The following is a 25,015-nucleotide window of genomic DNA, read 5'->3' on the forward strand; positions in this document are numbered from 1 at the left end:
GACGGGGAGGGGACGCGAAGCGATGGCGCGCACAGTCGTGGTGACGGGCGGAAGCAGTGGGATCGGCCGGGCGGTGGCTGCCCGGTTCGTGGCGGAGGGCGACGGGACGCGGGTGTTCGTGACCGGGCGTCGCAAGGAGCGGCTGGACGAGGTCGCCGCCGAGCTCGGGGTCACCGGCGTGGTGTGCGACGGCACCGACCCGGCGGCCGTCGCCCGGCTCGCGGAGCAGGTCCGCGAGCAGACCGGCGAGCAGGGCGGCGAGCGGGTCGACGTGCTGGTGAACGCGGCGGGCGGGCTCGCGTCGACGCCGGAGGGCGGCGGGCTGCTGGAGCAGTGGGAGGCGATGTACCGGCTCAACGTGATGACCGCCGTGCTCACCACGGACGCGTTGAAGGACCAACTCGTGGCCGGGAGCACGGTGATCAGCATCGGCACCATCGGCGCCGAGCGGCGCGGCGGCTCCTACGGCGCGGCGAAGGCGGCGTTGCAGGCCTGGAACGGGTTTCTCTCAGCGGAGTTGGGCCCGCGCGGGGTCACCGCCAACGTGGTCTCCTGCGGCTACATCGCCGACACCGAGTTCTTCCAGGGCGCGATGACGCCGGAGCGCCACGCCGCGCTGGTCGCCGAGACCCACAACGGCCGTCCGGGCACGCCCGCCGACGTCGCGGAGACGATCCACTTCCTCGCCTCCCCGGGCGCCCGCCACATCACCGGGCAGACGCTGCACGTCAACGGCGGGGCCTTCACGACACGCTAGTTGACGTGACGTCAGCTCAGCTGTGCTCCGGGAACGGGCCCGACCGCAGTCCTGACGTTGCGACAGGTGCCGGACGCGGCAAGGGCGCTGGCGACAGCGGCGGCGTCCGACGCGTCCTTGGTCAGGAAGGCGCAGGTCGGGCCGGAGCCGGAGACGAGGGCGCCGATCGCGCCCGCGTCCGTGCCGGCGCGGAGAGTGTCCGCGAGCGAGGGACGGAGCGAAAGAGCCGCCGCCTGAAGGTCGTTGCTGAGTGCCGCGCCCAGCGCGGCGGGGTCGCCGGTGGCCAGGGCGTCCAGCAGGGCGCGGTCCGCGGCGGGGGTCGGCACGTGGGACTCGTCCGCTCCGCCCGGGCCACCGGCCAGCTCGCGCAGGCGGTCACACTCCCCGTAGACGGCGGGCGTGGAGAGGCCGCCGTCGGCGACGGCGAAGACCCAGTGGAACGCGCCCTGCGTCGGCACCGGCGTCAGCTGCTCGCCGCGTCCCTCGCCGAGGGCGACCCCGCCGTGCAGCGAGAACGGCACGTCGCTGCCGAGCTCAGCGGCCAGCGCGAACAGCGTCTCGCGCGGGGTGTCGAGCCCCCACAGCGCGTCGCAGGCCAGCAGCGCCGCCGCGCCGTCCGCGCTGCCGCCGGCCATGCCGCCCGCGACCGGGATGTCCTTGGCGATGTGCAGCCGCACGTCCGCCGCGACGCCGTGGTGCGTGGCCAGCGCCTGCGCCGCGCGGGCGGCGAGGTTGGTGCCGTCGGTCGGCACGACGCCGGCGTCCGGACCCTCGACGGTGATCGTCACGCCTTCACCCGGCTCGCCCGGGCGGGCGGTGACCTCGTCGAAGAGGCCGACCGCGAAGAAGACCGTGGCCAGCGCGTGGAACCCGTCGGCCCGTCGCCCGCCCACCGCGAGCTGCACGTTGACCTTGGCAGGCACGCGGACGGTGACGGGGGCGGCAGTGCCTGCGTCGATGCCTGCGTCGGCGTGGTGATCGGCGGCGGTCATGGCGGAGGAACTCCTGGCGCTCATCAGGTGGACATCGGAACGAGGGGGATCCGGGGTGACGGGGTGGCTGAGGTGACCGGCCGGGTGACCGCCACAGCGGGCGTGACCGCTACAGCGGCGGGTGTTCGGAGGCGGGCTTCGCTGCCGGTTCCGGCTTGTGCTCGGCGATCGCCACGAACTGTTCCACCGTCAGCGCCTCGCCGCGCAGCCGGTGGTCGACGCCGGCCGCACTCAGCGCGGCCTCGGCGGCGGCCGGGCTGCCCGCCCACCCGGCGAGCGCGGCGCGCAGCGTCTTCCGGCGCTGCGCGAAGGCCGCGTCGACGACCGCGAAGACGTCCTCGCGCGCGGCGCTGGTCTTCACCGGCTCGTCGCGGCGGATCAGCGAGACCAGCCCGGAGTCGACGTTCGGCGCGGGCCAGAAGACGTTCCGCCCGATCGCCCCGGCGCGCTTGACGCGCGCGTACCACTGGGCCTTGACCGACGGGACGCCGTAGACCTTGTTGCCGGGCTGCGCGGCGAGCCGGTCCGCGACCTCCGACTGCACCATGACGAGGGTGCGCTCGATGCTCGGGAAGGTCTCCAGCATGTGCAGCAGCACCGGAACCGCGACGTTGTAAGGGAGGTTGGCGACCAGCGCGGTCGGCGCGGGGCCGGGCAGCTCGGTCACGGTCATCGCGTCCGCGTGCACCAGCGCGAAGCGGTCCGCGCGCTCCGGCATCCGGGCGGCGATGGTGGCGGGCAGATGCTGGGCGAGCAGCGGGTCGATCTCGACGGCCGTCACCCGGTCGGCCACCTCCAGCAGCCCGAGCGTCAGCGACCCGAGCCCGGGCCCGACCTCCACCACGACGTCCTTGGGCCCCACCTCGGCGGCCCGGACGATGCGGCGCACGGTGTTGGCGTCGATGACGAAGTTCTGCCCGCGCTGCTTGGTCGGCCGCACGCCGAGCGCTCCGGCCAGCTCACGGACGTCGGCGGGGCCCAGCAACGCGGAGTCGGCGGCGGGCGCCGACGCGCCGGAGGACTCGGCAGCGGACTCGGCGGATTCGGGATCGGTGGTGCTCACCCGGCAAGGATACGGGCCGGAGGACACGCTCAGCGCTGGGTCGGAGTCGCGGCGGTGCCGCGCCGCGCGCCGCGCGCCGAGGGACGTGCGGAGGGACGTGCGGAGCGAAGGGATCAGCGCTCGGCGCGGCGGCCGCAGGTGGGCCAGGGCGAGATGCCGCGTTCGCGGTAGAGGGCGCGGGCGCGGGTGGTCTGTTCCGACGGGGAGGCGTCCTGGGGCAGGCCGTGGCCACCGAGGCTGTGCCAGGTGTGGGCGTCGAACTGGTAGAGCCCGCCGTAGCGGCCGCTCGCGTCGGTGACGTGCGCGTTGCCGCCGGACTCGCACCGCGCCAGCGCCGCCCAGTTCAACCCCCCGCCGGTGAACGGGATGTCCTCCTCGGACCGCCCGCGATGGCGTCCGCGCGGTGTGGACTCCTCGCCCCAGGAGTTCTGCGCCGCGGACTCCGCAGCGGACTCCGCGGCCGACTCCGCACCGAAGGGGTCCATCGAGCGGCGGTGCGGCCGGGCGTGCCGGGCGCGGTGCGCCCGGGTCGAGGCGTCCGACGCGTCCGACGCGGCGGCAGGCTCGTTGACGTGGTGCGGGGCGAGCAGCTCGCGCAGCAGTGGGGTGTCGGCGGGCGCGGTCGGCATCACGGTGCCAGGACCCAGCTGCTGGGTGGGAACCGGGTCCGCCACCGTGTCCGGCGTCGTGTCCGCGGCCTCGCTGACACGGTCGGCGTCACCCGCGTGCGGCGGCTGCTCCGCGAGGAACGCGCCGGTCCCGCCCACCAGGAGGGCGAGAATCAGCGCCTGCGGCAGCGCGCGCGGCGAACGGACAGCCGAATGGGCAGCCGCGTGGGCACCGGTCGAGGGCTTGTTCACGGGTTGCCCAACGAGCGCGTCGCGACGGCGGTCACTGGGCCGGTCGGGTGGCGACGCGTTCGCTCGCCTGCTCGGAGGCCGAACTCAACGTCGAGCTCAGCAGTCGAGCTCAGCGTCGAGCTCAGTAGTCGAAGGCGCGCGCTGTGTTGGCGTCGACGGCGGCGGCCATCTCGTCCTCGCCGATGCCCCTGACCTCGGCCATCGCCCGCAGCGTCACCGGGATCAGGTACGGCGCGTTCGGCCGCCCACGGAACGGCGCGGGGGTGAGGAAGGGCGCGTCGGTCTCGACCAGAATCCGGTCCAGCGGGGTGACCGCGAGCGCGGCGCGCAGGTGCTTGTTGGCCGGGAAGGTGACCGGCCCGGCGAAGGAGAGGTAGTAGCCGGCCTCCGCGCAGACCTTGGCCATCTCCTCGTCGCCCGAGTAGCAGTGGAAGACGGTCCGCTCCGGCGCGCCCTCCTCGACCAGGATGCGCAGCACGTCCTCGTGCGCGTCCCGGTCGTGGATGACCAGGGCCTTGCCGTGCCTCTTCGCCAGGGCGATGTGACGTCGGAACGACTCCTGCTGCACCTCGACGCCCTCGGGCCCGGTCCGGAAGTAGTCCAGCCCGGTCTCCCCCACACCGCGCACGTGCGGCAGCGCGGCCAGCGCGTCGATCTCCTCGATCGCCGCGTCCAACGCGGCCATGCCGCCGGGTCCGCGCTTCTGTCCGCTCCACCCGTCCGGGTCACCGAGGACGATCCGCGGGGCCTCGTTGGGGTGCAGGGACACGGTCGCGTGGACGTTCTCGTGCTTCTCCGCGAGCTCGGCGGCCCAGCGCGACCCCGGGATGTCACACCCGACCTGTACGACGGTGGTGACGCCGACGGACGCGGCCTTGGCGAGGATCTCCTCCGGCGTCGCGTCCTGCATGTCCAGGTGCGTGTGCGAGTCTGCGACCGCGACCCGGAGCGCGTCGGGCACCGGCGGCGGCGTGCGGTCTTCGCTCTTCGAGCGGGCCACGGGGAGATCCTTTCAAGACGGGGGACGTTGCAATCAGCCAGGGGCGCGGGGCTCTACTGATATGCGGCTCCGCCGCGCGGGCGCGACAAGCCACTCAATGTGGTGTGTCGCCGAACGAGCAGGCCCATCCCCACAGGGTGGTTGCTCGCGCAGTTCCCCGCGCCCCTGGACGGTGCAACTACTTCTTGTCTTCGAGGCGCGGGAAGAGGATCTCGCCCTTGGTGACGGTCACCCCCGCCGGGAGCGTGCCCCAGCGCGCGGCCTCGTCCACCCGCTGCGCGCCGAGCGCGCCCAGCACGCTCTCCGCGCCGAGGGAGTCCCAGAGCAGGCCGGCGACCCGCGGCATGACCGGGTTCAGCAGGACGGCCAGCGCCCGGAGCGACTCCGCCGCCGCGTAGAGGATCGTGGCGAGGCGGGCCTGGCCCTCGGGCGACTCGTCCTTGGCGACCTTCCACGGCTCCTGCTCGGTGAGGTAGCCGTTGACCTGCTTGACGAAGTCGAAGATCGCGCCGATGCCGCCCGCGAAGTCCAGCTTCTCGCCGATCTTGTCGTCCGCCTCGGCGACGGCCTTGGCCAGGCCCTCCACCAGCGCGGCCTCGGCCGGGCCGGACGCGGTCGCCTCGGGCAGGACGCCGCCGAAGTACTTGCCGACCATCGCCGCGACGCGCGAGGCGAGGTTGCCGAAGTCGTTGGCCAGCTCGGAGGTGTAGCGGGCGGAGAAGTCCTCCCACGAGAACGAGCCGTCCGTGCCGAACGGGATCGCGCGCAGGAAGTAGTAGCGGTAGGCGTCCACGCCGAAGTGCTTGGTCAGGTCCTGCGGCGCGATGCCGGTCAGGTTCGACTTGCTCATCTTCTCGCCGCCGACCATCAGCCAGCCGTTGGCGACCACGCGCTTGGGCAGCGGCAGGCCGTTGGCCATCAGCATGGCGGGCCAGATCACCGCGTGGAAGCGGAGGATGTCCTTTCCGACCAGGTGCACGTCGGCCGGGAAGGTCGCGTCGAACTTCGCCTGGTCGGAGCCGTAGCCGACGGCCGTGGCGTAGTTGAGCAGGGCGTCGACCCACACGTAGATGACGTGCTTCGGGTCCCAGGGGATCTGGACGCCCCAGTCGAAGGTGGAGCGGGAGATGGAGAGGTCCTGGAGGCCCTGCTCGACGAAGCGGACGACCTCGTTGCGTGCGGACTCGGGCTGGATGAAGCCCGGGTTGGCCGCGTAGAACTCCAGCAGCTTCGGGCCGTACTCGGAGAGCTTGAAGAAGTAGTTCTCCTCCTTCAGCATCTCCACGGGCTTCTTGTGGATCGGGCAGAGCTTCTGGCCGGCGAACTCGCCCTCGCCGTCCAGGAGTTCACCCGGAGCCTTGTACTCCTCGCAGCCGACGCAGTACGGGCCCTCGTAACCGCCCTGGTAGATCTCGCCCTTGTCGTAGAGGTCCTGGACGAACTCCTGCACCCGGGCCGTGTGGCGGTCCTCGGTGGTGCGGATGAAGTCGTCGTTGGCGATCTCCAGGTGCTCCCAGAGCGGCTTCCAGGCCTCCTCGACCAGCTTGTCGCACCACTCCTGCGGAGTGACGCCGTTGGCCTCGGCGGTGCGCATGATCTTCTGACCGTGCTCGTCCGTGCCGGTGAGGTACCACACCTGCTCGCCGCGCTGGCGGTGCCAGCGGGTCAGCACGTCGCCTGCGACGGTGGTGTAGGCGTGGCCCAGGTGCGGGCGGTCGTTGACGTAGTAGATCGGCGTCGAGACGTAGTAGCTCTTACCGGGATTCTGGACGGCGGTCATGCCGTAATGGTATCGGGCCGGGCCCTGCCCCTCGTCCGCGTGATCAGCCCTTGAGAGGGACGCTCAGCGGGAGGGGCGGGAGCGACCCGGAATCAGCCTGCTCAGCCCTGCTGAGCCGCGTTCACCCGTGGCGACGGCGCAGGTGCCAGTGGAACGGGAGGTGCAGCCGGCGCCTCGGACGGGGCTCCGCCGGCGCGAGCGGGGTGGGCCCCTCGACGCCCTCCGCGTTCCCCTCCGCATTCACCTCCGCCGCCTTCTCCCCGCTCGTCGCCTTCGCGGCGGCCCGCGGGTGGCGCGGCTCGCGCGGCGGACGCGGAGTCGCGGGGGCCGCGGCCTGGGCCGCGCTCCAGCTGGCGACGGCCGAGGCCACCCGGCCGGCGGCCATGATGCGGACGTGCTCGCCGCCGCAGCCGGGGCAGGACGGGTGGGTCAGCGGGGACGGGACCGGCACGCCGTTGGCCCGGTAGCGATAGACCATCCGACCGTTGACGTCGACCGCATGCTCGATCTCGTACGCCTGTTCCCAGCCGTAGCCGCAGTTCAGACAGGCGAAGGAGTAGGCCTCATGGGCCGTCTCCATGGGCGGTCGGCTGCTCGGCGCGGAGGTTTCGCTCATCACGTGCTCCCGGTGCCCGCCGGAGCCCTCGCCCCGGCCGGGACTTTCTCGTCCCATGGTTTCCCGGAGAAATGCCGTCGATCACGGTGGCGCGAATTCTTTGGGGAGAGTTGGTTCTTCTTGACGCGGCCGGGATCTGCACAGATGGATTCCGGGGCGTTTCTTTAGCCGTTATTTGCCTATTCCGACACCGTACGCCCCTTTCACTCCGGACGTAAGCGGGGACGCCACAGCCTGAGCCGCACTCGAACGGCGCAGAGAAGTCGCAGACCAGGACCCCTCCGTACACGGCGCATGCGCCGGTTACGCACGCCCCGGAGCGGCGCTCTTCGCGGCCACCACCGCGTCGAAGACCTCGCGCTTGGGAAGGCCCGCCTCGGTGGCCACGGCGGCGATCGCCTCCTTGCGGTGCTCGCCCGCGTCCACCCGGACGGCGACCCGGCGGGCCAGCTCTGCGGCGTCCACCGCGGCGGGTGCGGCGGCTGGGGCGCCCGAGACGACGACGGTGATCTCGCCCCGGACGCCCTCCTCGGCCCACGCGGCGAGCTCGGCCAGCGTTCCGCGCTTGACCTCCTCGTACGTCTTGGTCAGCTCGCGGCAGACGGCTGCGGCCCGCTCCCCGCCGAACGTCTGGGCCATCGCGGTCAGCGAGTCGTCGATCCGGTGCGGCGACTCGAAGAAGACCATGGTCCGCGGCTCGGCCACGAGCTCACGCAGCCGCGCGGAGCGCTCCCCGCCCTTGCGCGGCAGGAAGCCCTCGAAGCAGAACCGGTCCACCGGCAGCCCGGACAGTGCGAGCGCGGTCAGCACCGCGGACGGGCCGGGGACAGCGGTGATCCGCACGCCCGCGTCGACGGCCGCCGCGACCAGCCGGTACCCGGGGTCGGAGACCGAGGGCATCCCCGCGTCGGTGACCAGCAGCACCCGGGCGCCGTTCTGCAGCGCCTCGACCAGCTCCGGGGTCCGGCCGACCTCGTTCCCCTCGAAGTACGACACCACCCGCCCAGTGGGGGCCACGCCCAGCGCCTGCGAGAGACGGCGCAGGCGCCGCGTGTCCTCGGCGGCGACGACGTCGGCCTCGGCCAGCTCCTTGGCGAGACGCGGCGGGGCGTCCTCGACGTCGCCGATGGGGGTGCCTGCGAGAACGAGTAGACCAGTCACCCGCCCATCGTCCCATCCTCTCGCCGCTTCCTCCGCGAGCGGGACAGTCGTGCGCGAATCCCGACAAGACCACCACCGGTCCCACCCGTCCCGCGTCCGTCACGCGCCGGTCCGGCGCCTGTCCGGGATCCGGACCCTCGCGTCGACAGGTTCCGCCCCTACGATGCTCGCGTGGATGAACACAGGACGGACACGCTGACCGCTGCGGCGCCCGGGGACGCCCGGGACGACGGCACGCCCGGTGCGAGCCCGCGCCGTCGGCATCCGCTGACGACCTGGCAGCGTCGGCTCGGCCGGTACGGCTACCGCGCCGCCGACCCGACGCCGCTGCGGGAGCGGCTGGTGCCGCCGATGCCGGACGGCCCCGGCGTCGACGTCGGCGCGCCGTCGCCGGTGCTGGCCAGGCTGGGTCTGCGGATCCCGCCGGGGCTGTGGCTGTTCCTGTGCCGCTGGGCGGGGTGGATCGGGCCGCTGGCGATCACTCTGGTCGCCGGGATCACGATCTTCTGGAACCTGGGCAACCCGCACGCGATCATCTTCGACGAGACCTACTACGCCAAGGACTCCTGGTCCATCTGGCACTTCGGGTACGAGCGCAACTGGGCGGACAACGCCAACACGCTGATCATGCAGCACCCGCAGAAGATCCCGACGCCGACCGGCGCCGAGTTCATCGCGCACCCGCCGGCGGGCAAGTGGGTGATCGGCATCGGAGAGATGATCTTCGGGCTCAACCCCTTCGGCTGGCGCTTCATGGTCGCCGTGCTGGGCACCCTGGCCGTGCTGATGGTCTGCCGGATCGGCCGCCGTCTGTTCCGCTCCACGCTGCTGGGCTGCGTCGCCGGTCTGCTGCTGACCTGCGACGGCATGCACTTCGTGATGAGCCGGACCGGCCTGCTGGACCAGGTGGTCATGTTCTGGGCGCTCTGCGCCTTCGGACTGCTGCTGATCGACCGGGACCGCAGCCGGGCGCGCCTGGCCGACCTGGTCGGCGCGACCGCCGACAACCCGGACGCGGCGCCGAACGACGAGCTGGCCACCGCCGCCCGCCTGGGCTGGCGTCCCTACCGGCTGCTGGCGGGCGTCTGCCTGGGCCTGGACTGCGCCACCAAGTGGAACGGCCTCTGGTTCGTCGCCTTCTTCGGCGTGATGACGGTGCTGTGGGACGCGGGGGCACGCAAGGCCGCGGGTGCACGGCGGCCCTACCGGACCGCGCTGCTCCACGACACGCCGCTGGCGTTCGTCTGGATGGTGCCGGTGGCCCTGGTCACCTACGTCGCGGCCTGGTCCGGCTGGCTGTTCACCAGCGGCGGCTACGACCGCACCTGGGCCGACGGCCGCAAGGGCCTGTCCCCCTCGTCGATCGGCCCGCTGCACAACCTGCCGCAGTTCGACATGAGCTGGGTGCCCGCGCCGCTGCGCAGCCTGTGGCACTACCACTCGGAGATCTGGAACTTCAACACCAACCTGCACACCCCGCACACCTACATGTCCAACCCCTGGAGCTGGTTGGTCAACGGGCGGCCGGTCTCCTTCTACTACGAGTCGCCGACCAACGGTCAGAGCGGCTGCCACGTGGCGCAGTGCTCCAGCGAGGTGCTGGCGATCGGCACCCCGCTGCTGTGGTGGACGGCGACCTTCGCGCTGGTCTACTGCCTGTACCGGTGGCTGCTGCGCCGCGACTGGCGGGCGGGCGCGATCGCCTGCGGCATCCTGGCGGGCTACCTGCCGTGGTTCCAGTGGCAGCAGCGGACGATCTTCCTCTTCTACACGATCGCCTTCGAGCCGTACCTGGCGCTCGCGGTGGCGTTCCTGATCGGCGCGCTGCTCGGTTCGGCGCGGGCGCGGGGGGACCGGCGACTGCTGGGCGGCATCGCGGCGGGCGTGCTGGTCGTGGCGATCATGGCCAACTTCCTCTACTTCCTCCCGCTTTACGACGCCCAGGTCATTCCGATCGACAGTTGGCGCGCGCGGATGTGGTGGCCGACCTGGATCTGACCTGCCGTCGGATTCCCCGCTCACCATCCAGATCTGGATTCAGGGGGCACGAACGGGTCACAGAGTCCGCACAAGTTCATCGATTCCCCCTGCCATGACCGGCCTGGCACGCATACGATCCGATTGATTGGGTCGTATGTGTGCCATCAGGCACGGGGGGATTCGGCAGACAATGAACAAAGCGGCGAAAATCGCCGTCGCCACCACGGTGACGGCCATGCTGGCAGGCGGCGCGTACGCCGCGTTCAACATCGTGCACGCCGTGGTCGGGGGCGGCGGTGACAGCAGCGACACGAGCTCGGCGGCGAACGTCGATCCGACCGCGATGGCCACCAAACCGCCCAGCAACACGGACGCACAGAAGCTCGCCACCGCCTTCCTGCAGACCTGGCAGAGCGGCCCCGCCCACTACGGCGGCGCGGCCAGCGACACCGACTTCCCCACCAACGCACTAGCGGCACTGCAGAGTTACCACGACGGGCTGGCCCTCACCGGCATCGCCTTCACCGGCATCACCGCCGCAGGCCCCGACCCGCAACTGACCGGCGCGACCAAGGTGAACTTCACCGTCACGGCCCAGGTCAAGGGCGGCACCTGGACCTATCCGGGCACGCTGGACGTGGTGCAGAGTGCCAGCGGCGGCACCCAGGCCGTGCACTGGGCGTCCTCCGTGCTCTACCCCAAGCTGACTGACGGCCAGAACGTCACGGCCGGGCCGATCCCCAATGCCTCCGGCGGGTCGGCCACCGTCCTGGACGACAAGGGCAAGCCGCTCACGGCTGCGCAGTTCCCGTCCCTGGCGGACATCCTGAACCAGCTGCGCGCGAACGGCGCGGGCCTGGCCACCGGGTCGTCCGGCAGCGGCGTGTCTGTCGTCGACTCCGCCGGCAGCCCGGCCGGCATCACCGCCACGGTCTTCCAGGCGCCGACCGGGGCCGTCCTCAAGACCACCCTGGACGCGGGGCTCCAGGCCGCCGCCGAACGCGCCGTGCAGGACAACCACATCAACGGCATGCCCTCCGGCGTGGTGGCGATCGACCACCACACCGGGGAGATCCGGGCGATCGCCTACAGCGGCAGCACCGACCTGGCCATCAACGACTGGTCGGCCCCCGGCTCGACCATGAAGATCATCACTGCTGCCACGCTGATGGACCAGGCGGGCATGAACCCGGACACCCCGGCCTCCTGCCCGCCCACCACCCAGGTCAACGGCCAGCTCTTCCACAACGTGGACAACGAGCACGCAACCGGCTCCGACATGCGGACCGCGTTCGAGATGTCCTGCAACACCGCCTTCATCGACCTGCTCGACAACGCCTGGGGTACCCACAACCAGCCGCACCTGGACTCGGTCGCCAACGAGGCGACGGACGTCTTCGGCATCGGCAGCTGGCACATCGGTGTCGCCAGCAGGGACCCGCAGATCCAGGCCGCGCCGAACCGCAACTTCCTGGCCGGGGACGCCATCGGACAGGGCGACGACGCCGCCAGCCCGTTGGTGATGGCCTCGGTGGCGGCCACAGTCGCCCACGGCGGGTTCCTGCAGCCGATCCTGGTCCCCGGGCTGCCGCAGACCCCGGCGCCGCAGCAGATGAACCCGACGACCGCACAGAACCTGCGCGACATGATGCGCGACACCGCCCAGTACGGCACCGCCGCACCCCGCACCGCGGGCATGAGCGGCGTCGGCGCCAAGACCGGCACGGCCGAGGTCGGCAACAGCACGAACGGCTGGTTCGTCGCCTTCGACGACAACATCGCGGTGGCGGCCGAGGTGGTCGGCGGCAGCACGGGCGTGGGCTCCGCCGGCTATGTCGCCACGGACGTCCTCCAGGCCGACCAGTGACGGTCCGTCAATCGACGTTGCCGACGCGTCAGACGCTCGACCCGTAGACGTCCTGCAGGTTGTCCCTCGGGGCCGGGCGGTGGTTGGCCGCCGGGCCCTGGGCGAAGGCGGTGAGCAGGTTCTCCGTCGCCTTGGTGACGAAGCGCGCCGTGCGCGCGTCCATGCCGTGGTCGCCGTAGTCGTCGTGGCCGCCCGCCATCAGGCCCTCGACCCAGCGCATCGTGCCCGAGGCGAAGACGCCCGCACCGCTGCGGGCGGTGTAGTAGGCCGTGTCCGAGTGGCTGTGGTTGCCGTTGCAGACCAGCGGCGAGTGGGCCAGGATCTCGATCGGCCGCGGCGTCGGCGCGCTCGGGGTGACCCGGTCGTACTCGACGCCGATCAGGTGCGCGAACGAGTCGCCCGCCTTCACCCCCGTGCCCGCGAAGAGCCAGTGGTCGGGGGTCTGCACCACGTAGGGGGCGTCGGTCGGGTAGCCCTCGTAGAAGACGCCGGTCATCGACGACTCCGGGTCGGGGGCGGGGCCGGAGCGGAAATCGGTGGTGGTCAGCGCCCGGTCGGTCCAGTAGACCGGGTCGTCGCGGTAGTCCGTCTTGTAGCAGACCACCGTCCGCCCGGCGTCCTCGATCCGAATCCGGCGGAAGCAGGTGTTCGCGCCGAGGAAGGCAACGTTGGTGCCGGTGTCCCTGGCCTTGGTGACGTAGCCGCGCTGCTCCGGGGTCCAGTACTCGTCGTGGCCGAGGGAGATCAGCGCCGTCGCCCCGCTCAGGATCGACGGATCGTTGTGCACGTCGACGCCCGTCGTGTAGGCAACCGGCAGGCCGAGCCGCTCCGCGAGGACGACCAGGGCGCGCTCGTAGACCAGGAACTTGACCGCACCGTTGTCGTCGTAGGGCCGGGCGAAGGAGACCTTGAGCGCCCGGGCGTCGTAGCTGCCGTCCGCACCCTGGTAGAGGCTGGTGCCGCCCCAGGTGTTGTACGCCTGCCAGGTCGCGGTGCCGTGCATCACCAGCACCTTGCCCTGGGCGGACGCCGACCGGACCACCAGCGGGATCCAGCGCTGAGCGCGGTTCTCGGCGTCCAGGCGCAGCAGGTAGGCGCCCTCCGGCCAGCCGGTGGTGTCGACGGTGAGGCTGGGCTTCCAGCGGACCTGGACGGTGCGGGTCGCGCCGACGATCTGCGACGGCGGCTGCCGGTGTCCGGCGATCCGCCCGGACTTCCAGACCAGCCGGGCCTGGTCGCCGCCGTACCAGCCGACGCGGTAGGCGGAGACGGTGAAGCCGGGCGCCGTGGTGGAGACGCGCAGCGTCAGCTTCTCGCCCGGACGGAGGGACGCCTGGTCGGCGAAGCCCTCGACGTCCTCCTGCGCGCCCTGGTGGGTCATCCGCCAGTCGGCAGCGCCGGGCTTGGCGTTCTCGCGGGCGGTCGCGTTCGCCGCGGAGGCGGGCGACGCGTCCACCGACTTGGCGGACGTCGCGTGCGTGGCCGTCGAACCGGAGTCGCACGCGGCGAGACCCAGCCCGGCCCCGGTGGCGGCTGCTGCCGCTCCCAGCACCGTCCGACGCCGCACTCCCCGCCGACCTTCGTCCTGCACCGCCGGTTCCCCTTCCCACAACCGTTGCTACGAACATTCCATGTGTTTCCTGAATGTTCGACTCCCCGCGACGACGATACGCCGGGGGACCGACTCCGGCGTCCGGGAATCGGCCGCGTGGAAGAGCGCCGCAGGTGGGAGAGGTGGCCGCAGATGCCGCGTCAGGACTCGCCGACGCCCGCCAGGACCCCGGTGCCGTCCTCGTCGTCCGTGCGGTCGAACGGCCCCGGTTCGGCGTCCGGCGCGTCCGGGCCGGCGTGGAGCGCGAGCCTGGGCCACAGGAAGAGCAGCGCGGGCAGCTGGAGGTAGCCGAACCGCCCCGCCGGGGCCAGTAGGAACGCGGTGGCGACGCCCAGCGCCAGCCGGTCGCACGCGGCCCGCGCGTTCTGCGGCGGGCGAACCACCAGCCACACGCAGATGGCCAGGCCACCCAGCCCGAGCAGGGCGAGCGAACCCATGCGCCCGGCCGGGCCCAGCTCCGCCAGCAGATGGCCGGGCAGCGGGCTGTCCGCCGGGGTCCGCACCGAGGAGAGGCCGAGCGGGAACCGGATCACCTGCTCCAGCATCGTCCCCGGGAAAGCGACGGCGAACGGAACCACCAACACGCCGCCCACGATCGCCGTCCACAGCGCACTGCGGCGCACCGCGCGCCAGCCGCCGACCTGGTAGAGCAGCAGCAGACCGACCGGCACCGCCGGCCAGGCGGTCCACTTGATCGCGCAGACCAGCCCCAGCACCACGCCCGCCCGGGCCGCGTACCCGCGTCCGGCCAGCGCCATGGCGAAGCAGCAGCCGCCGATCATCGGAAGGTCGACACCGCTGACCGCCGCGGGCAGCGCGACCAGCGGCGAGGCGAGCACCGCTCCCAGCGGCACGGCCAGCCCCGCGGTGCTGCCGCCGCGCAGCAGCTTCCAGGTGGCGACGAGGAAGCCCAGGAAGGCGAGCAGGAACCAGATCCGGACGTCCCCCAGCGCCCCCGGCAGCACCAGGTGCGGCAGGCCGAACAGGGCCATGCCGGGCAGATAGGGCGTGTAGCCCCGCCAGTCCTGCGGATGGAGTATGTAGGGCGACCCGGTGTGCAGCAGCCTGGTCGCCGACTGCTGAACCACCCAGATCTCCGACTGCCCCTCGTTGCGGGCCAGCAGCACGGCCATCGGCACGACCAGCGCGAAGGTGAGCGCCAGCGCGACCGCGACCCGGAACGCACGCGCGCGAGGCAGCAGCGCCGCCGCCAACGCGGCGAGGCCGTACCCGACGGCGGCGGACCAGCCCCAGTAGCGCTGGGCCGGGATGTTGGAGATCAGCGGGAACCCCAGGGCCCAACCGCCGCAGACGAGGGCGCCCAGCACCCAGAGCGTGCGACGGACCAGCCAGGTGCCCTCCGGGCCGACGAAAGCGGCGGCGAACCGCTCGACGCGCGGCCGCGGCACCCTGAGGCGGGTGGCGGCTCTGCTTGCCTCCCCCAAGCGCGCCCGCAAACGCTGCCTCGAACGCTCCCCCGACCGGGCATGAGTCGTCGTCACGATCCCAAGCCTAGAAAGGGACATACCGCGCTGTCGTCACGCTGAAGGGTTGTTCACCCATCCACCCCCAGGTAGGGGTCCGCATGGTCCCGTAAGCCGACCACGAACGGGTTCACTCCCCGGGTTCACGCCCCGGTTGATTCCGGTTCCCTGTCGACGCCGTACGCCGTTCATTCGGGCTGTGCGGTTCACCGGGCTGCGCCGTTCACTCGGGCTGGTCGGTGCCGCCCGCGAGGCCGTGCTCGTAGGCGAAGACCACGGCCTGGGTGCGGTCGCGCAGCTCCAGCTTGGCCAGGATCCGGCCCACATGGGTCTTGATGGTCTGTTCGGAGAGGACCAGCTCGTCCGCGATCTCCGCGTTGGACAGCCCGCGGGCCACCTGGCGCAGGACGTCCAGCTCGCGCGCGGTGAGCGCGGAGACCGCCTCCGGCCGGAGGTTCCCCGCGCGGCGACGGCGTGCCACGTCGGCGATCAGACGCCGGGTCACCGACGGGGCGAGCAGCGCCTGCCCGGCCGCGATCACCCGGACGGCGTTGATCAGGTCCCGTGCGGGCGCGTCCTTGAGCAGGAATCCGCTGGCCCCGCGCGCCAGTGCCTCGTACACGTATTCGTCGAGGTCGAAAGTGGTCAGGATGAGGACGCGCGGTCCGTCCTCCCCGGCCGCGTCGATGATGGCGCCGGTGGCCGTCAGGCCGTCCATGCCCGGCATCCGGATGTCCATCACCACGACGTCGGGCCGGAGTTCACGCGCCAGCCGGATCGCCCGGACGCCGTCGCCGGCCTCGCCGACCAGCTCGATGTCGGACGCCGTGCACAGCAGCGCGCCGAGCCCGTCCCTGACCATCTCCTGGTCGTCCACGAGCAGCACCCGGATCGGGTCGCCCGAGCGGTCCAGCACCTGCCGGGCCTGCTCGTGGGCCTGCTCCGCGCCAGGTTGAGCGCCCCGTTCTGCGCCCGGTACTGCGCCCGGTTCCGCGCCCGGCTCCGGAACCGCCTCAGCCATCGCCCCCGCCCCGGTCATCGATCACCTCGCCCGTCAGGCCGCCCGTGCGGCGGTTCCTGTCCGATTCTCCATGGCGATGGCGTCTCCAGGGCGCCTGGCCGTCCACCGACACGTCGGAGAGTTCGCGAGTGTCGTCGTCCTGCGTCCGTTCGGCCTCAGGCAGCTCGGCGGCGGGAGGCGGTGCGAAGGCCTCGTCCGGCGTCGCGAAGAGGAGCCGGTTCAGCCGCTCCTCCAGGCTGCCGTCGAGACCAGCGGGGAGACCGGCGGCGGCCAGGCCGCCGTCCACCGGCCCGTCCGTCGGCAGTTCGGCGCTCACCTCGAAGCCGCCGTCGGCACGCGGCCCCGCCCGCAACGTGCCGCCGAGCAGCGCGGCGCGTTCGCGCATGCCGGTCAGTCCGTGCCCGCCGTTGCCGCCCGGCGGGACCGCCTCGACGCGGGCGACGGTGCCGCCGTCGTCGGCGACGTTGACCCGGACTTCGGAGCGGGTGCGGTGCACCTCGATGGCAACGCGGGCCCCGGGCGCATGGCGGCCCGCGTTGCTCAGCGCCTCCTGGACGATCCGGTACGCCGAGACGTCGACCACGCCCGGCGTCCGCTCCGGGCCGCCGGTCAGTGTGAGGTCGACCTGCATGCCCGCCTGGCGGGCGGCGCGGACCATGTCGGGGATGCTGTCGATCCCCGGCTGCGGCGCGCGCTCGGCGCCCTCGTCCTCCTCGCGGAGCAGCCCGATCACCCGGCGCATCTCGGTGAGCGCGGTGGTGGACGCCTCCCGGATGGCGGCCAGGGTGCGCCGGGTCTGCTCGGGCAGGCCCGGCTCCTTGTACGGCGCGGCCTCGGCCTGGATCGCGATCATCGACATGTGGTGGGCGACGACGTCGTGGAGCTCGCGGGCGATCCGGCTGCGCTCCTCCAGCACCGCCTGCCGCGCCAGCCCGGCTCTGCGCTGCTGCTCGGCCTGCTCCAGATGGCGCTCCGCCTCCAGCCGGGAGTGGATCGACTCCCCCAGCACCAGCACGAGGGTCACCGCCACCACCGCGACGGCGAAGACCACCGGCGGCATCCCGACCAGCAGCGTCGCGGGCAGCAGTACGGCGCCCGCGACCAGCACGTCCACCGCGAAGGCGATCTCGCGGCCGTAGCGCTGCGCGACCACGAAGAGCAGCACGACGTAGCCGCAGCAGGAGCCGACCGGCCAGGGCCAGAACGGTGTGGGGACGTGCCCCACCTCGGCGAAGGTCGCCAGCGTCATGCCGAGCGTGCAGATCCGCCAGGCGGCCAGCGGCCGGGCGACGACGAGGAGCAGCGGCAGCGTCTGCACCGCCGCGAGCGCCCAGGCCAGGCTGCCGGGCACCAGCCCGGTCAGCTGCTCGTTGGCCGTCACGGCCAGGACCGCGACCACCAGCGAACCGGCCACGGCGAGCCCGATCCGCGCGGACAGGTTCAGCCCGGGGGCCAGTGCCACCGGCCGGTCCGGCGCCGCCCACGCGGCATCCCGGATCAGCCGCGCGCCGCGGCTACCCCGCCGCCAGACCCGCGCTGCCTGCTCCTGCAGTGCTCCGCCCATGACGACTTCAGCGTAGGCCCTGACGGGCCGCAACGGCCGGACGACGGACGGTCGGGGCGGCCGCGTCCCGTCACTGCTCGGGAGGCGCGCGGCAACCCACTCACAGCATCAGAACGCGGCCATTGACCCTCTGCCAGATTGGCCTATACCTTCCCTCTCATTGGTCTATGCCAATGCCGCTGCTCCGCACCGTCTCGCGGTCCTCCCCGCACCGCCTCCGCGCTCCATCCCGCCGAGGAGAGTCCATGCCTGCGATCCGTCGCGCCTCCGTCAGAAGAACCGCCGTCGCCACCGCCGCGGCGGCCTGCGCCCTCGCGCTGCTCGGTGGAGCACCCGCCCACGCCGCCGCGCCTGCCTCCAGCACCAGTAGCAGTGACCGCGGCAACAACCAGAAGCAGCTGATCGGTTACTTCACCCAGTGGGGCATCTACTCCGGCTTCGACGAGAAGAACCTGATCACCTCCGGTGAGATCAAGCACCTCACCGAGCTCGACTACGCGTTCAGCAACATCTCCGCCGACGGCCTCTGCGCGAGTGGCGACAGCTGGGCCGACTACCAGCGTCCGTTCGCCGCCACCGAGTCCGTCAACGGCCAGGCCGACGCCTCCGGCCAGGCGCTGATGGGCAACTTCAACCAGCTGCGCGAGCTCAAGGCCGCCTACCCGCACCTCAAGATCGTGATGTCGATCGGCGGCTGGTCCTGGTCCGGCAACTTCTCCGCAGTCGCCGCCACCGCCGCGTCGCGGCAGAAGTTCGTCGCCTCCTGCGTCGACCAGTACCTCAAGGGGGACATCCCCGGCCTGCCCGCCGGGGCCGCCGCCGGGATCTTCGACGGGTTCGCGATCGACTGGGAGTACCCGGACGAGCCCGGCAACGGCAACCCCTACGGGCCCCAGGACACCGCGAACTTCACCTCCCTGATGCAGGAGTTCCGCACCCAGCTGACCGCCGCCGGGGCGCAGAGCGGCGAGCGCTACCTGCTCACCGCCAACACCTCGGCCAGCCCTGCCGTCGCCGCCAAGGTGCAGCTCCGCCAGGTGGCCAAGGTCGTCGACTGGTTCAACGTCATGACCTTCGACTACCACGGCAGTTGGGAGCCTGCCGGCCCGACCGACTTCGCCTCTGGGTTGACCCAGGACCCGCGCGACCCCAACCCGGCGAACAACCGGTTCAGCGTCGCCCAGGCCGTGTCGTACTACGAATCCCAGGGCGTCCAGCCGAGCAAGATCGGCATCGCCATCCCCTACTACGCCCACGAGTGGACCGGCGTGGCCCCGGGACCGAACGGGGACGGCCTCTTCCAGACCGCCACCGCGGGCGGCGGCACGCCGAACTACAACCAGGTCGTCACCGCACCCGGCAAGACCTACTGGGACCCGCTGGCCCAGGAGCCCTACAAGTACGACGCGGCCTCCGGCACCTTCTACACCTACGACAACCCGCTCTCCGTCTTCATCAAGGGCCGGTACATCCAGGACCAGGGCCTGCGCGGCACCTTCGTCTGGTCCATGGACGGCGACACCAGCGACGGCAGCCTGACCGCCGCTCTCGGCGCAGGGCTCGGCATCGGTTCCGACAACTGACCCTCCGACATTTGCCCCTCCCACCACCGTCCCTGCGCGGCGCGGACCGACACCCGACCCGTCAGTCCGCGCCGCGTAGGCGCGAGTGCTTGATGCTGTACCCGAAGTAGATCAACGCCGCCCCCGTGAGCCACGCCGCGAAGAACCCGAAGGTCAACGTGTGCAGCCCCGAGATCACATAGATACACGCCGCCACTGACAGCAGCGGTGTGACCGGGAAGCCCGGCACCCGGAACCCGCGCGGCATGTCCGGGTGCGTGCGGCGCAGCACCATCACGCCGATCGAGACGACGGTGAACGCCACCAGCGTGCCCAGGCTGGTCAGGTCGGCGAGCACGTCGAGCGGCACGAAACCGGCCAGCAGCGACACGCCGATGCTCACCACCACGGTGTTCCAGACCGGCGTCCCGGTGCGCGGCGAGACGCTGGCGAAGGCGGGCGGCAGCATCCCGTCCCGGCCCATCGTGTAGAGGATGCGGGTCTGGCCGTAGATGACGACGAGGGTGACGCTGAAGATCGAGGCGATCGCCCCCAGCGCGAACATGATGGACGGCCAGGTCTGTCCGGTGACGTCCCGCAGGATCTGGGCCAGGCCCGCCTGCTGGCCCTGGAACAGCGTCCACTTCTGCGCGCCGACGGCCGCCAGCGCCACCGCGATGTACAGGGCGGTGACCACGATCAGCGCGATGAGGATCGCGCGGGGCAGCGTCCGGTGCGGCTCGCGGACCTCCTCGCCCGCCGTGGAGACGGCGTCCAGCCCGATGAAGGAGAAGAAGATGCTGGACGCGGCGGTGCTGATGCCCGAGAAGCCGAGCGGCGCGAAGGGCTTGAGGTTGGAGCTCTGGAAGCCACTGAAGGCGATCGCCACGAACAGCAGCAGGACGACGAGCTTGACCCCGACCATCACCGCGTTGAGCGTCGCGGACTCCTTGGTGCCGCGCACCAGCAGCAGGCAGCAGAGCGTCACCAGCACCATCGCCGGCACGTTGACGTAGCCGCCGTCGCCGGGCGGCTGGGCGATCACGTTCGGCAGGGTGAATCCGAAGGCGTCGTGGAAGAACTCGTTGAGGTACTGCCCCCACCCGACCGACACCGCCGAGGCAGACACCCCGTACTCCAGCAGCAGGCAGGCCCCGACCCCGAACGCGACGATCTCGCCGAGCGTGGCGTAGGCGTACGAGTACGAGGAGCCGGACACCGGGATCGCCGAGGCCAGTTCGGCGTAGCAGAGCGCAGTGAGCCCGGCCGTGATCGCCGCGATGACGAAGGAGACGACGACGGCCGGACCCGCCTCCGGCACCGAGGTGTTGAGCACGAAGAAGATGCCGGTGCCGACGGTCGCGCCGATCCCGATCGCGGAGAGCTGCAGCAGCCCGATCGACCGCGTCAGATGCGGGCCGGTCCCCGCCGGCGTCCCACCGGCCCCCGGTGGCGGGGTCTCGATGTCGCCGCTGCTCTCGGCCATCAGCTGGGCCACCGACTTCCGACGCAGCAGCTGCTTGGCCAGCGGAGTGGAGGGCGGCGTGGGCGGGGTGGCCAAAGGGACGTTCGGGGGCGTCATATGACGTATCGTCGCATGAAAAACGGACAAACTCTGACAAACAATACGGGCCAGCGGCCGTCGCCCGTCAGAGTTCGCCGAGCTCCCTGGCCAGCTCCTCGCGCGTCGGCAGCGACGGCTGCGCGCCCGCGAGGGTCGTGCTCAGCGCGGCGGCGACGTTGGCCCGCCGGACCGCCTCGTGCAGCTCACGTCCCTCGACCAGACCGGCGGCCAGCGCCCCGCAGAACGCGTCGCCCGCCGCCGTGGTGTCCAGCGGCCGGACCGGGTGCGGCGGGACCAGCAGCACCGCGCCGTCCTCGCAGAGCAGCGCGCCGTCCGCGCCGAGGGTGACCACGACCGCCGCAGGACCGCGCAGTTGGCGGGCCGCGTCGGCGACGGCGTGCAGGTCGGGGAGCGGATGGCCGACCAGCGCGGCCAGCTCGGCGCGGTTGGGGACCAGGATGTCGACCATGTGCAGCAGGTCGACGGTCAGCTCCCGCGCGGGAGCGGGGTTGAGCAGCACGGTGCCGCCCGCGAGCCGTGCCGCGGCGGCCACCGTCTCCGGCGGGATCTCGTGCTGCAGCAACGTCACCGTGGCGTCCCGGAGCAGGGATCCCTCGGTGGCGCAGTGCTCCGGGTGCAGCGCGTTGTTGGCGCCGGGGCTGACGATGATGGAGTTCTCGCCGGTCAGCTCGTCGACCGCGATCAGCGCCCGCCCGGTCGGCACCCCGTCGACCGGCTCGACCCGGGTGACGTCCACGCCCTCGCGCTCCAGCGCGCCCCGCATCCGCGCGCCCGCCTCGTCCGCGCCCACCCGGCCCAGCATGGCCACGGCCGCGCCCAGACGCGCGGCGGCGACGGCCTGGTTGGCGCCCTTGCCGCCCGGATGCTCGGCCAGGTCCCCGCCCAGCACCGTCTCCCCCGGCAGCGGATGCCGCGCCACCGGGACGACCAGGTCGAGATTGAGGCTTCCGACGACTGCGATCTTCGGCATGACGCCCACCTTAGAGGCTGCCGGGTCCGTCCGACGCAGACATGTCAGCCGTTGAGCACGGCCTGCATCACGGCCTTGGCGATCGGGGCCGCCAGGCCGCCGCCGCTGATGTCCGCGCGGTTGGCGTTGCCGTCCTCGATCACCACGGCCACCGCGACGGGCGAGGGCGCGGACGCGGTCGGCTTGGCGTAGGAGATGAACCAGGCATACGGCGTACCGGAGTTGCCGACCCCGTTCTGCGCCGTCCCGGTCTTGCCACCCACGACGACGCCCGGGATCTGCGCGTTGGTCCCGGTGCCCTGGTTGACCACGTTCACCATGGCCTGCTGGATCTCGGACGCCACCTGAGACGAGACCGGCCGGCTGAACGTCCGGTCACCGAAGGTCTGGACAGTCGTGCCGTTGCTTCGGGTGATCCGGTCCAGCAGCCGGGGTTGCATCAGCGTCCCGTTGTTCGCGACCGCCGCCGCGACCTCCGCCATCTGCAACGGCGTCGCGGCCGTGTCGTACTGGCCGATCGAGGAGAGCGCGAGGAAGGCCTGGCTGGTCAGGCCGGTGTCGAAGTTGCTCTTCACCACACCGACGGGAACCGTCTGGTTCGTCTGGTTGAAGCCGAAGGCCTGGGCCGTCTTCACCATGCCCGCCTCGCCGACGTCAACGCCGACCTTGGCGAAGACGGTGTTGCAGGAGACCTGGAGCGCGTAGTCGAGCGTCGCGTCGGCGCACGGCAGGCCGGGGTTCTCGTTGGTGATCGCGTGGTTCGTGTCGTTCGGGGTGAACGGGTCGGGCGAGTTGGTCGGCACGTCGATACCGGTGTAGAGACCGTTCTGCAGCGCCGCGGCGAGCGTGACCACCTTGAACGTCGAGCCGGGCGGGTACGTCTGCCGCAGCGCGCGGTTGAGCATCGGCGTGGTGCTGTCCGCGTTGAGCGTGGTCCAGTCGTCGACCGTCGACTGGCCCGCGCCGGTCAGGCCGTTGGGGTCGTAGGAGGGCGTGCTGGCCAGCGCCAGGATCCGGCCGGTCGTCGGGTCGATGGCGGCGACGGCGCCGCGCTTGTTGCCCAACCCCTGGAAGGCGGCCTGCTGCGCCTGGGGGTTGATGGTGGTGAAGACGTCGCCGCCGGGCACCTTGGCCCGGGAGACCGCGTCCCACAGCGCGTTGGTGGACAGCCTGCTGTCCTGGCCGGTGAGCACGTCGTCCTCGACGCCCTCCAGCAGCGTGTTGCCGTAGGTCTGCGAGGAGAATCCGGTGACGGGCGCGTAGAGCGGGCCGTCGGTGTAGGTGCGCTGGTAGTCGTAGAGTCCGCCGGTCGCCTTGGAGCCGGTGACCGCTCTGCCCGCGACGTAGATGTCGCCGCGCGGCTGGCCGTAGCGGGCGATGACGCTGCGCTGGTTGGCGGTGTTGTCGTTCAGCGACTTCGCCTGGAAGAACTGAAGCCGCGTCATGTTGACCAGCAGCGCGAGGATCAGGACGAGGCAGAACAGGCCGGCCCGGCGACCGGTCCGGCTGAGCGACAGCCGGACCGCCCCGCGCGCAGGCGTCTTCGGGCTGCCGGGGCTGCTGCTCATACCTTCGGCACCCCCTGCGTCTCCTCGCCGTCGGGGCCCTCGCCGTCGCCGTCTTCGGTTTCTTCCCGCTCCGGCCCGTCCGGTCCGGCCTTGCGGAGGCGTCTGGGCCACACAGGCCGCCTCGCCTCGCGGCTCTCCCTGCTCTCCCTGCTCTCGAGGGCCTCCTGGATCTCCTCGATCTCGTCCGGTTCCATCGGCGCGACCGGCGCCTCCGGGCGGCGGGCGGCATCGCTCAGCCGGATCAGCAGCGCGATCAGGATCCAGTTGGTGACCAGCGACGATCCGCCCTGCGCCAGGAACGGCATGGTCATCCCGGTCAGCGGGATCAGGTCCGTCACGCCACCCCCGACCACGAAGACCTGCAGCGCCAGCAGCGTCGCCAGGCCGATCGCCAACAGCCGCCCGAACGGGTCCCACAGCAGCCGCCCGGTCCGGTAGCCCCGGACGACCAGGATCGCGTAGAGCAGCAGCAGTGCCGCCAGGCCGACCAGGCCGAGCTCCTCGCCGAAGGTCGCCAGGATCCAGTCGGACTTCATGGCGAAGCCGATCAGGTAGGAGTGGCCGAGCCCCAGGCCCGTGCCGAGCAGGCCACCGGCCGCGAAGGCGAACATCGACTGCGCCAACTGGCTCGGCCCCTGGCCCTGTTGGATGGTCCGCATCGGGTTGAGCCAGTCGACGAAGCGGACGTGCACGTGCGGCTCCCAGAGCGCCACCGGCACGACCGCGATCCCGACCAGCACCAGGCCGACGGCGATCCAGCCGATCCGGCCGGTCGCCACATAGAGCATGACCACGAAGAGGCCGAAGAAGAGCAGCAGCGTCCCCAGGTCCTGCTCCAGGAAGAGGATCGCCGCGCTGGCCAGCCAGATCAGCACGATCGGGCCGAGGTTGCGGCCCCGCGGCAGCTCCAGCTTCCACACCTTGCGGCCGGTCAGCGCCAGGGCGTCCCGGGCGACGGCCAGATAGGCGGCGAAGAAGATCGCCAGCGCGATCTTCGCGATTTCCCCGGGCTGGAACGAGAGCGGGCCGATCTTGATCCAGATCTTCGCCCCGTAGACCGCGGGCAGGAAGATCGGAACGATCATCAGCAACAGCGTGGCGAAGGCCAGCACGTAGGCGTAGCGCTGCAGCACGCGGTAGTCGCGCAGCAGGAGCACCACGCCGATGAAGCAGAGCACCCCGACGGCCGACCAGACCAGCTGGGTGGGCGCGGAGGCGCTGCCGGGCGTGGCCCGGTCCAGTCGGTAGATGACCACCAGGCCGAGGCCGTTGAGCAGCACCGCGATCGGCAGCAGCAGCGGATCGGCGTAGCGGGCCCGGAACCTGACGGTCAGATGGGCCGCAAGCGCCAGGACGCCGAGTCCCACCGCGTACTTCACCGTGTCCGACGGGACCTTGCCGTCGATGTCGTAGCCGACGTCGGCGTACCCGTACGCGGAGATCGCCACCGCGACCACCACCAGGGCCAGTTCGATCCAACGGCGGGAGCGGGGCTTCGGGGCGGCGTCGGGTGCGGGGGTCGCCTGGGCGGCGGTCGCTGCCATCGAGGAATTCTCGGTCGCTTCGATTCGGT

At 71.8% G+C, this 25,015-nt stretch carries 19 protein-coding genes; 4 read left to right on the forward strand and 15 right to left on the reverse strand.

Going from position 1 to position 25,015, the window contains the following annotated elements; translation table 11 throughout:
* The first annotated feature begins 22 nt into the window (after nucleotides 1-22).
* Nucleotides 23-757 carry an SDR family NAD(P)-dependent oxidoreductase gene (locus I2501_RS33115; RefSeq protein WP_196196798.1) on the forward strand — a complete coding sequence of 245 codons (735 nt, stop codon included), beginning with the start codon at nucleotides 23-25 and terminating at the stop codon, nucleotides 755-757.
* Between the two features lie 11 nt (nucleotides 758-768).
* Here the strand turns inward: I2501_RS33115 and I2501_RS33120 are convergent, their stop codons facing one another.
* The 7 genes from I2501_RS33120 to rsmI form a co-directional block, all read right to left on the reverse strand.
* The gene (locus I2501_RS33120; protein ID WP_196196797.1) at nucleotides 769-1,749 is read right to left on the reverse strand and encodes a 4-(cytidine 5'-diphospho)-2-C-methyl-D-erythritol kinase; all 981 of its coding nucleotides are present in this window, start codon (nucleotides 1,747-1,749) and stop codon (nucleotides 769-771) included.
* A gap of 109 nt (nucleotides 1,750-1,858) precedes the next feature.
* Nucleotides 1,859-2,734, reverse strand: a complete 876-nt coding sequence (gene rsmA / locus I2501_RS33125) for a 16S rRNA (adenine(1518)-N(6)/adenine(1519)-N(6))-dimethyltransferase RsmA (protein WP_236047287.1) — start codon at nucleotides 2,732-2,734, stop codon at nucleotides 1,859-1,861.
* A 191-nt stretch (nucleotides 2,735-2,925) separates the two neighbouring features.
* Entirely contained in the window at nucleotides 2,926-3,672 is a 747-nt protein-coding gene (locus tag I2501_RS40845) for a transglycosylase family protein (RefSeq protein WP_328806657.1), read from the reverse strand.
* A gap of 121 nt (nucleotides 3,673-3,793) precedes the next feature.
* Nucleotides 3,794-4,672, reverse strand: coding sequence for a TatD family hydrolase (locus I2501_RS33135; RefSeq protein WP_196196795.1), 879 nt, complete (start codon nucleotides 4,670-4,672; stop codon nucleotides 3,794-3,796).
* A gap of 178 nt (nucleotides 4,673-4,850) precedes the next feature.
* Entirely contained in the window at nucleotides 4,851-6,452 is a 1,602-nt protein-coding gene (gene metG, locus I2501_RS33140; RefSeq protein ID WP_196196794.1) for a methionine--tRNA ligase, read from the reverse strand.
* 121 nt (nucleotides 6,453-6,573) lie between these two features.
* A complete protein-coding gene (locus I2501_RS33145; RefSeq protein ID WP_196196793.1) occupies nucleotides 6,574-7,068 on the reverse strand; it encodes a hypothetical protein in 495 nt (164 codons plus the stop codon).
* Nucleotides 7,069-7,371: 303 nt separating this feature from the next.
* Nucleotides 7,372-8,229, reverse strand: a complete 858-nt coding sequence (rsmI, locus tag I2501_RS33150; RefSeq protein WP_196196792.1) for a 16S rRNA (cytidine(1402)-2'-O)-methyltransferase — start codon at nucleotides 8,227-8,229, stop codon at nucleotides 7,372-7,374.
* 171 nt (nucleotides 8,230-8,400) lie between these two features.
* Between rsmI and I2501_RS33155 the strand changes: the two genes are divergently transcribed.
* A complete protein-coding gene (locus I2501_RS33155) occupies nucleotides 8,401-10,227 on the forward strand; it encodes a dolichyl-phosphate-mannose--protein mannosyltransferase (protein WP_328806656.1) in 1,827 nt (608 codons plus the stop codon).
* A gap of 172 nt (nucleotides 10,228-10,399) precedes the next feature.
* Entirely contained in the window at nucleotides 10,400-12,076 is a 1,677-nt protein-coding gene (locus I2501_RS33160; RefSeq protein ID WP_196196791.1) for a penicillin-binding transpeptidase domain-containing protein, read from the forward strand.
* A 28-nt stretch (nucleotides 12,077-12,104) separates the two neighbouring features.
* Here the strand turns inward: I2501_RS33160 and I2501_RS33165 are convergent, their stop codons facing one another.
* The 4 genes from I2501_RS33165 to I2501_RS33180 all read right to left on the reverse strand — a co-directional run bounded on the left by I2501_RS33165 (nucleotide 12,105) and on the right by I2501_RS33180 (nucleotide 17,757).
* Complete coding sequence (locus tag I2501_RS33165) at nucleotides 12,105-13,667, reverse strand: N,N-dimethylformamidase beta subunit family domain-containing protein (RefSeq protein WP_328806655.1); 1,563 nt, start codon at nucleotides 13,665-13,667, stop codon at nucleotides 12,105-12,107.
* 161 nt (nucleotides 13,668-13,828) lie between these two features.
* Nucleotides 13,829-15,097, reverse strand: coding sequence for a glycosyltransferase 87 family protein (locus I2501_RS33170; RefSeq protein ID WP_196196790.1), 1,269 nt, complete (start codon nucleotides 15,095-15,097; stop codon nucleotides 13,829-13,831).
* 298 nt (nucleotides 15,098-15,395) lie between these two features.
* Entirely contained in the window at nucleotides 15,396-16,193 is a 798-nt protein-coding gene (locus I2501_RS33175) for a response regulator (RefSeq protein WP_196196789.1), read from the reverse strand.
* On the reverse strand, nucleotides 16,186-17,757 hold the full coding sequence (locus I2501_RS33180) for a sensor histidine kinase (RefSeq protein WP_196196788.1): 1,572 nt from the start codon (nucleotides 17,755-17,757) through the stop codon (nucleotides 16,186-16,188). The genes I2501_RS33175 and I2501_RS33180 overlap by 8 nt, the downstream gene beginning before the upstream one ends.
* A gap of 245 nt (nucleotides 17,758-18,002) precedes the next feature.
* Between I2501_RS33180 and I2501_RS33185 the strand changes: the two genes are divergently transcribed.
* Nucleotides 18,003-19,340 (forward strand): glycoside hydrolase family 18 protein, encoded by a 1,338-nt coding sequence (locus I2501_RS33185; protein ID WP_196196787.1) that lies wholly within the window; start codon nucleotides 18,003-18,005, stop codon nucleotides 19,338-19,340.
* Between the two features lie 61 nt (nucleotides 19,341-19,401).
* On the opposite strand, the gene I2501_RS33190 is transcribed toward I2501_RS33185, so the two are convergent.
* The 4 genes from I2501_RS33190 to I2501_RS33205 form a co-directional block, all read right to left on the reverse strand.
* A complete protein-coding gene (locus I2501_RS33190) occupies nucleotides 19,402-20,901 on the reverse strand; it encodes an APC family permease (protein ID WP_236047243.1) in 1,500 nt (499 codons plus the stop codon).
* Between the two features lie 67 nt (nucleotides 20,902-20,968).
* A complete protein-coding gene (gene rbsK / locus I2501_RS33195) occupies nucleotides 20,969-21,874 on the reverse strand; it encodes a ribokinase (RefSeq protein WP_196196786.1) in 906 nt (301 codons plus the stop codon).
* 44 nt (nucleotides 21,875-21,918) lie between these two features.
* The gene (locus I2501_RS33200) at nucleotides 21,919-23,442 is read right to left on the reverse strand and encodes a penicillin-binding transpeptidase domain-containing protein (protein WP_196196785.1); all 1,524 of its coding nucleotides are present in this window, start codon (nucleotides 23,440-23,442) and stop codon (nucleotides 21,919-21,921) included.
* Nucleotides 23,439-24,986, reverse strand: coding sequence for an FtsW/RodA/SpoVE family cell cycle protein (locus tag I2501_RS33205; RefSeq protein WP_196196784.1), 1,548 nt, complete (start codon nucleotides 24,984-24,986; stop codon nucleotides 23,439-23,441). The genes I2501_RS33200 and I2501_RS33205 overlap by 4 nt, the downstream gene beginning before the upstream one ends.
* Nucleotides 24,987-25,015 lie beyond the last annotated feature (29 nt).

Source organism: Streptacidiphilus fuscans, from assembly GCF_015690355.1.
Classification (GTDB): domain Bacteria; phylum Actinomycetota; class Actinomycetes; order Streptomycetales; family Streptomycetaceae; genus Streptacidiphilus; species Streptacidiphilus fuscans.